General features: G+C 63.3%; 8 protein-coding genes. 5 read left to right on the top strand and 3 right to left on the bottom strand.

Features of this window, described 5'->3' with window-relative positions:
- The coding region (locus tag ACIQ17_RS28460; RefSeq protein ID WP_398472759.1) for an acyl-CoA dehydrogenase at positions 1-1,075 on the top strand (1,075 nt) is incomplete at its 5' end.
- A gap of 348 nt (positions 1,076-1,423) precedes the next feature.
- On the top strand, positions 1,424-2,341 hold the full coding sequence (locus ACIQ17_RS28465) for an MBL fold metallo-hydrolase (RefSeq protein ID WP_398472760.1): 918 nt from the start codon (positions 1,424-1,426) through the stop codon (positions 2,339-2,341).
- Here the strand turns inward: ACIQ17_RS28465 and ACIQ17_RS28470 are convergent.
- From ACIQ17_RS28470 to ACIQ17_RS28480, 3 genes are read right to left on the bottom strand one after another with little or no spacing between them, the layout of a single operon-like run.
- Positions 2,326-2,487, bottom strand: a complete 162-nt coding sequence (locus ACIQ17_RS28470) for a hypothetical protein (RefSeq protein WP_398472762.1) — start codon at positions 2,485-2,487, stop codon at positions 2,326-2,328. The genes ACIQ17_RS28465 and ACIQ17_RS28470 overlap by 16 nt on opposite strands.
- Positions 2,484-2,717 carry a hypothetical protein gene (locus tag ACIQ17_RS28475; protein ID WP_398472764.1) on the bottom strand — a complete coding sequence of 78 codons (234 nt, stop codon included), beginning with the start codon at positions 2,715-2,717 and terminating at the stop codon, positions 2,484-2,486. The genes ACIQ17_RS28470 and ACIQ17_RS28475 overlap by 4 nt, the downstream gene beginning before the upstream one ends.
- A 54-nt stretch (positions 2,718-2,771) precedes the next feature.
- A complete protein-coding gene (locus ACIQ17_RS28480) occupies positions 2,772-3,611 on the bottom strand; it encodes a DUF1499 domain-containing protein (RefSeq protein WP_398472765.1) in 840 nt (279 codons plus the stop codon).
- A 193-nt stretch (positions 3,612-3,804) separates the two neighbouring features.
- Between ACIQ17_RS28480 and ACIQ17_RS28485 the strand changes: the two genes are divergently transcribed.
- From ACIQ17_RS28485 to ACIQ17_RS28495, 3 genes are all read left to right on the top strand, one after another.
- The gene (locus tag ACIQ17_RS28485; RefSeq protein WP_398472766.1) at positions 3,805-5,415 is read left to right on the top strand and encodes an acyl-CoA synthetase; all 1,611 of its coding nucleotides are present in this window, start codon (positions 3,805-3,807) and stop codon (positions 5,413-5,415) included.
- Between the two features lie 285 nt (positions 5,416-5,700).
- Positions 5,701-6,975 carry a hypothetical protein gene (locus ACIQ17_RS28490; protein ID WP_398472768.1) on the top strand — a complete coding sequence of 425 codons (1,275 nt, stop codon included), beginning with the start codon at positions 5,701-5,703 and terminating at the stop codon, positions 6,973-6,975.
- 130 nt (positions 6,976-7,105) lie between these two features.
- The coding region (locus ACIQ17_RS28495; protein WP_398472769.1) for a LysE family translocator at positions 7,106-7,387 on the top strand (282 nt) is incomplete at its 3' end.

Genomic DNA, 7,387 nt, shown 5'->3' on the forward strand with positions numbered 1-7,387 from the left:
GCTGCCGCGCGTCACCGACGCCTATCTCAACGAGCACACCGATCGCGAGATCTTCAACGAGATGGGCGAACTCGGTCTGATCGGCGTGACGCTGCCGGAAGACTATGGCTGCGCCAATGCCAGCTATGTCGCCTATGGCCTGATCGCCCGTGAGATCGAGCGCGTGGACTCGGGCTACCGCTCGATGAACTCGGTGCAGTCGTCGCTGGTGATGTATCCGATCTATGCCTATGGCAGCGAAGAGCAGCGCAAGAAGTATCTGCCCAAGCTCGCCACCGGCGAGTGGGTCGGCTGCTTCGGCCTGACCGAGCCCGATGCCGGTTCCGATCCGGGCGGCATGAAAACCCGCGCCGAGAAGGTGTCGGACGGCTACAAGCTGACAGGTTCCAAGATGTGGATCTCGAATGCGCCGATCGCCGACGTGTTCGTGGTGTGGGCGAAGTCTGCCGCGCACGATAACCAGATCCGCGGCTTCGTGCTCGAGAAGGGCATGAAGGGCCTGACCGCGCCGAAGGTCGGCGGCAAGCTCAGCTTGCGTGCCTCGATCACCGGCGAAATCGTCATGGATGGCGTGATCGTTCCGGAAGAGAACCTGCTGCCCAACGTGTCGGGCCTCAAGGGGCCGTTCGGCTGCCTCAACCGTGCCCGCTACGGCATTTCCTGGGGCGTGCTCGGCGCGGCCGAGGACTGCATGGCGCGTGCTCGCCAGTACACGCTGGACCGCAAGCAGTTCAACCGTCCGCTCGCCGCCACCCAGCTGGTGCAGAAGAAGCTCGCCGACATGCTGACCGAGATTTCGCTCGGCCTGCAGGGCTCGCTCCGCGTCGGCCGCCTGATGGACGAGGGCAATTTCCATCCGGACATGATCTCGGTGGTGAAGCGCAACAATTGCGGCAAGGCCCTCGACATCGCGCGCGTCGCCCGCGACATGCATGGCGGCAACGGCATCCAGATCGAATACCAGGTGATGCGCCATGCACAGAACCTGGAAACCGTGAACACCTATGAGGGCACGCACGACGTCCACGCGCTGATCCTCGGCCGTGCGATCACGGGGATCCAGGCTTTCGCGTAAGCGGGGCGCTGGTTGAGCTATGAAATGCCCGGCTTACGCCGGGCATTTTTGTTTTCGGGCGTGTTTGTTGTTTCGCGCGGGCGCCAGTGATTTCCCTCCCCCAAGCCGCGCAGCGGCGCCGTGGGGAGGGTCCGCCCATAGGCGGGGGTGGGGTCTCTCCGCACGGTAGGACGTCTCGTGGGGAGAGACCCCACCCGTCCTTCGCTGCGCTCAGGCCACCCTCCCCATTCGCTTCGCTCCGGGGAGGGAAAAGCGGAGCGTCGCGCATATCAGCCGCGTTCCACCGCCGTTTGCATTCCCCCGCCACCTTGCTAGTCATTCCGACAAGAACACCGGGAAGGACCGACCATGAGCGACAACGACGATATCCCGTTCAACCGCGACTATCCGCTGAAGCCCGGCGTGGTCGATCATGTCCGTCCCGGCGTGCGTCGCGTTCTCTGCAACAACCCGTCGCCCTTCACCTTCACCGGCACCAACAGCTATATCGTCGGCGAAGGCAATGTCGCGATCATCGACCCTGGTCCGGACAACGAGGCGCATGCACAGGCGCTGCTCGACGCTGTGAAGGGCGAGACCGTGACGCATATCATCGTCACTCACACCCATAGCGACCATTCGCCCAACACCAGGCGTATCAAGGCCGCCACCGGCGCCACCGTCTATGCCGAAGGCCCGCACCGTGCCTCGCGTCCGCGCTTCGAGAGCGAGAAGCATTCGCCGGAATCCGGCGCCGACCGCGATTTCAAGCCGGACGTGCTGGTGCGCGACGGCGATGTCATCGAAGGCGACGGCTGGGCGCTGGAAGGCGTGGCGACGCCGGGCCACACCGCCAACCACATGGCGTTTTCCTGGCGCGAGAAGAACTACATGTTCATCGCTGACCACGTCATGGGCTGGTCCACCTCCATCGTCGCGCCGCCGGATGGTTCGATGATCGACTACATGGCCTCGCTGGAGAAACTCGCGGCGCGACCCGAGGATTTGTATTTCTCCGGCCACGGCCCGGACATCCCCGATGCCCAGCGTTTCGTCCGCTTCCTGATCCGCCACCGCAAGGCGCGCGAGGCGTCGATCCTGCATCGTCTCAACAAGGGGGAGGCGGATATCCCGACTATCGTGCGTGCGGTCTATATCGGACTGGACCCTCGCCTCTCAGGCGCCGCCGGCTATTCGGTGCTGGCGCATCTGGAGGATCTGGTCGCTCGCGGCGTGGTGGCGACCGATGGTGATCCGGTGATCGGGGGGAGTTACCGGGTGGTGTGAGGTGCCGGCTCGCGCGCCTTGCGCTCGGCTTCTCGGGCGCGGGCGGTTTCTTCACGCAAGCGACGCGACCCGATACGCCCGATGGCAAGCATGAAAATCACGCCGACAACCGGAAGAAGCAGCACATAGAGATCGATGAGTTTCAATCTTCAAGCTCCATGAGTTCCGCCCGTCCGGCGAAGTGAAGCGTTGCGCTCACCGCCAAGCATATCATCGATCCAACGATGCTCAAAGAAACGTCGATCGGGCCACTGAGAGCGCCGAACAGGCGCGCTATCGCGGGGCCCAGGATCCCCACCGTGATGAAAGCGGTGGACACCGTATTGTGCCAACTCGCTTTCATTTTTCGGAGTTCGTTGCGCGCCGCTTTTCCCATAAATGCAATCTAAGATTGTTTATTCGGGTTGGCCAGCAATAATCCTGGCCGCAGCTACTTCTTCCCCTTCACCGCCGCCTTCGCGGCCGGGGTCTGCTTCGGCTTCGGCGCATTATCCGCCGCCGTATTGATGTCCTCGATCAGTTTCGTCACCCGCGACGCATTGCTGCCGAGATCGCCTTCGAAGTAGCGCGACGACGAGCGGATATCGACGCGGGAGCCTTCGCCGTCCGGCACGAAGCGGATCGAGACGTCCTCGCGAAATCCCATGATCGGCGTGCGTGCCACGGCCTCGATGCGGCCGATGCGGCGCGGCGGCTGCGGCGGGCGTTCGTCGATCACCAGCCATTTGCGCTTGTTCACCAGCGCGAGCGTCACTTCATAGGCGCGCTGGACCGGCACCTCCAACTCCACGGGCTCGATATCCGGATAGGTGATGCGCTGCTGTTCGGCCGAATACAGGCCGGCATAGACCGCGGAATTGGTGCCTTCGCCGCTGCGCAGCCGCGCCAGTGCCTCGAAGCGCGGCGGGTCGATGGGGTCGGTGGTGATGTCGTGGATCTTCGGCAGCTTTTGATACTGCCAGGCGAGATAGCCGGGATAGGCCAGGATCACGGCATCCAGCAGCAGCGCGACGAGGATCGCACTCATGCCGCGCGAGCCGTTCTGCCAGATCGCCGCAAAGCCCGCGAGGGCCACCAGGATCGACAGGCCGGCGAGGCCGAGTGCGCCGAAGAAGGTCATCAGCGCCGGCTTCACCTCGAGGAACCCGAACCGCACGATGACAATGGAAACCACCGCGGCGATGGCCGAGAACACTGCCAGCCGCCGCGCCCACAGCGCCAGGCTGGACATCGGCTCCGATTGATAGGCGGAGGAAAACCTGCGGGCCATGGATCACAACTGCCGGACGAAGGAGGCGAGGCGCGGGAGGCGCCGGTTCCGAATTGGCTGCCTGAAGACCATGCCGGGCCGCGAAATTCAAGGCACTTTGGCGTGCTCGCAGCTTCGTCTAGAACGGAGTTGCGGCTGCAGACTTGGTCCTTCGGAACGAGACGAGGCAGACGGTCGCAGGGAGACTGAAGGCATGCTCACCGAGACCACTGACTACGACGCGCTTTACCGCACCTTCCGCTGGGAGGTCCCGGCGCGTTTCAACATCGCGACGGTGGCCTGCGACCGTTATGCCGATGGTTCCGGCCGGCTGGCATTGATCTATGTGGATGAGGATCGCGGCACGCGGAAACTCTCCTTCGACGAGATCGCCTCCTTCTCGCGCCGCTTTGCCAATGTGCTGAAGGCCGATGGCCTCAAGCGCGGCGATCGCGTCGCTGTGTTCCTCTCCCAGTCCATCGAGCTTCCGATCGCGCATCTTGCCGCGTTTCGCTCCGGCCTCGTATCGGTGCCGCTGTTCACCTTGTTCGGCGAGGACGCGCTCGAATTCCGTCTCGACAATTCCGGTGCCCGCGCCGTGGTCACCGATGCCGGCGGTTATGAGAAGCTGAAGAAGATCCGCGACAGGCTTCCGGCGCTGGAGGCGATCTATGTCATCACCGACACGCCGCCGGATGGCACGACATCGTTCTGGGCCGCGCTCGAAGCCGCTTCCGATGATTTCACCACCGTCGATACATCCTGCGACGATCCTGCCATCATCATCTACACGTCGGGCACGACAGGAAATCCCAAGGGCGCGCTGCATGCGCACCGTGTGCTGCTCGGTCATCTCCCGAATGTGGAGATGGTGCACGGGTTCTTCCCCAAGCCCGGTGACGTCTATTGGACACCGGCGGACTGGGCCTGGATTGGCGGCCTGTTCGATGCGCTGTTTCCGGCCTGGTATCACGGCGTCCCCGTCGTTGGCTATCGCGCCAGGAAATTCGAGCCGGAGGCCGCGATGCAACTGATGGCCGATCACGGCGTGCGCAACGTGTTCCTGCCTCCTACCGCCCTGAAGCTGATGCGGCAGGCGAATGTGAACCATCCCGGCGTCAGGCTGCGCAGCATCCTCACCGGTGGCGAGTCGCTCGGTGCAGAATTGCTGGACTGGGTGCGCAAGACCTTTGGTATCGATGCGCATGAGATCTATGGCCAGACCGAATGCAATCTCGTGGTCGGCAACAATGCCGCGCTGTTTCCGATCCGGCCGGGCTCCATGGGCAAGCCGACGCCGGGCTTCGATGTGCGCATTGTCAATGAGCAGGGCGAGGAATTGCCGTCAGGCGAACGCGGTATTGTCGGCGTGCGCCAGCCCAATCCCTGCACGATGCTGCGCTATTGGCAGAACGAGGAGGGCACTTTGAGGAAATATGCCGGCGACTTCCTGCTCACCGGCGATCTCGGCATCCAGGATGACGATGGATACTTCTGGTACGTTTCGCGCGAGGACGACGTCATCACCTCCGCCGGCTATCGCATCGGTCCGTCGGAGATCGAGCATACGCTGCTCAAGCATCCCGCGGTGGCGCTGTCGGCGGTGGTCGGCATCCCGGATCCGATCCGCACCGAGGCCGTGAAGGCGTGGATCGTGCTGCGGCCCGGCTTCGAGCCGAGCGATACGCTCGTCCGCGAGCTGCAGGACTATGTGAAGTCCCAGCTTGCCGCCCACGAATATCCGCGTCATGTGGCCTTTGCGGAATCGCTGCCGATGACGGCGACCGGCAAGGTGTTGCGGCGCGAGTTGCGCGCGCGCGGCTGACGGCTCGTTGTTCGAGGGCTGTTGAGCAAACGCGAAGCGCGACCATCTCCATGTATCATCGAGCGTTTCACTGCGGATCGCGCATCGCTGCGGAATAGCAGCGATCATTGTTCACGAGACGATGTGGACCCCACGCGATGCGTCAATGACAACTGTGGCTGCAAACTCACACTTACGATTTGAGTGTTGAGGTCTCCGGCATATGCCGGTGTCGTCCTGTCGCACCCTTATGCAGGTTTGTCCCGCAGTTCAGTCTGACAGACCAACATACAAAGTGGGGCGATCATGAAGGGAACTTTTGTCGGCGCGGCGATTGCAGCGCTGTCGATCGGCGCGGCTTCTGCACAGGAAGGATCGGCATCGCGGATCTCCGCGCTGGAAAAGGAAAACGCTGCGATCCGCAAGGAGATTGCCCTGCTGCGTGAGAACCGCGACTTGCAGAAGCAGGCGAGTACACTGAAGCTCGCCAATCCGTCATCGCAGCGCGTGGCGGCCGGGTCTGCTGCCGCGAAGTCCGATCCGTTTGCTGCCTATGCGGCGGATCTGCCGATGGCCTACAAGGCTGCGCCGGTCGTCACGCAGCCGCGCCAGTTTCGCATCTGGGGTGAAGGCGGCGCCATCTGGTTTGGCGGTGATCCGATGCTGCAACCCTATCTGCTCGGCGGCGGTGTCGGGCTCGGTGGCGTCGGCTCGAGCGGCGTGGGTGTGTTCGATCTCGGCCCCAAGCTCGGCTGGGAAGGCGCCGGGGGCTTTGATTATCGCATCGCCAATTCTGCATGGCATGTCAGCGGCCAATTCCGCTACGGCGAAAGCGGCAAGGCGAGTGGATCATCGACCGGTAATGGATCGATTAATCCTGCACTCTTTGGCGGTGACGTCACGTCCATCACCTTCGGCGACGCCCTGACGCAGAGCTATCAGGAAAAGCGCTGGCTCGCAGATCTGGCGATCGGCAGGGACATCGCCGGCGATGGCCCGGACGCCCTGCAGATCAAGGGAGGTCTGCGCGTCGCCGAGAACGTCGGGACGATGACGACGAACCGCAACCAGTCCTTTGCCTTCACATTCGATCCACCGCAAAATGTCGGCGGCTTCCCGCCGTTTTCGAGCCTGTCCTCTGCCAGCGTGAGTGCGACGGTCGATCGCCGGAGCTTCCTGGGGGCTGGCCCGTTGATGGGCCTCGAAGGCTCCATCCCGCTGGTGGGCGGATGGACGTTCGATTATCTCGGCGATGCCGCCCTTCTGTTCGGTACGCAGAAGGTCGTCTCCAGCAATGTAACGAATACGTCCATCGATCCGCCGTTTCTCGCTGGGCTTGGTGGCGGCATCGGTGGCCTCAGCAGCTCCAGCGTGACCACCACCGAGCGCTTTGCCACCATGTTCAGCGCGGATCTGCAGGTCGGCGTGTCCTACTGGCTGACACAGAATCTCAAGCTCGGTCTCAGCTACTGGATGGATGCGCTGATCAATGTGCAGAACCAGGACAACGCAGCCGTCGCCACCTTCCTCGCGGATCGCTACACCCATGGCCCGCGCCTGCGCCTGACCGGGCAGTTCTAGTCGCCCGGACAGAGATCGAAAGGCCGGCGGCCACGCCGACCTTTTTTGTTGGGCGACAGGGATGCTAGGTTCGTTTCCGTCAAACGCGCCGTGGCTCGGCCACCGCGACAGAACCGGAACAGAAACGCCGATGTCGCTCCAGGTCTATCTCACTTTCGTCGTTGCCTGCATCGCGCTGGCGTTGCTGCCCGGCCCGAATGTCACGCTGGTGATCGCCAACGGCCTGCGCTACGGCACCCGTGCCGCGCTGGTGACGATTGCCGGCACGCAAGCGGGGCTGGCGGTAGTCATCGCCATTGTCGGTTTCGGCCTCACCACCATGATGGCCACCATGGGCTACTGGTTCGACTGGGTGCGCTTCATCGGCGCGGCCTATCTGGTCTGGCTCGGCATCAAGCTGGTGCGCGCGCCC

Source organism: Tardiphaga sp., from assembly GCF_044340795.1.
GTDB lineage: Bacteria > Pseudomonadota > Alphaproteobacteria > Rhizobiales > Xanthobacteraceae > Tardiphaga.

Bases quoted from the DNA above. Each gene is read 5' to 3' on its own strand.
- ACIQ17_RS28490 (WP_398472768.1), top strand. From the start codon at position 5,701: ATGAAGGGAACTTTTGTCGGCGCGGCGATTGCAGCGCTGTCGATCGGC.
- ACIQ17_RS28480 (WP_398472765.1), bottom strand. From the start codon at position 3,611: ATGGCCCGCAGGTTTTCCTCCGCCTATCAATCGGAGCCGATGTCCAGC.
- ACIQ17_RS28475 (WP_398472764.1), bottom strand. From the start codon at position 2,717: ATGGGAAAAGCGGCGCGCAACGAACTCCGAAAAATGAAAGCGAGTTGG.
- ACIQ17_RS28485 (WP_398472766.1), top strand. From the start codon at position 3,805: ATGCTCACCGAGACCACTGACTACGACGCGCTTTACCGCACCTTCCGC.
- ACIQ17_RS28465 (WP_398472760.1), top strand. From the start codon at position 1,424: ATGAGCGACAACGACGATATCCCGTTCAACCGCGACTATCCGCTGAAG.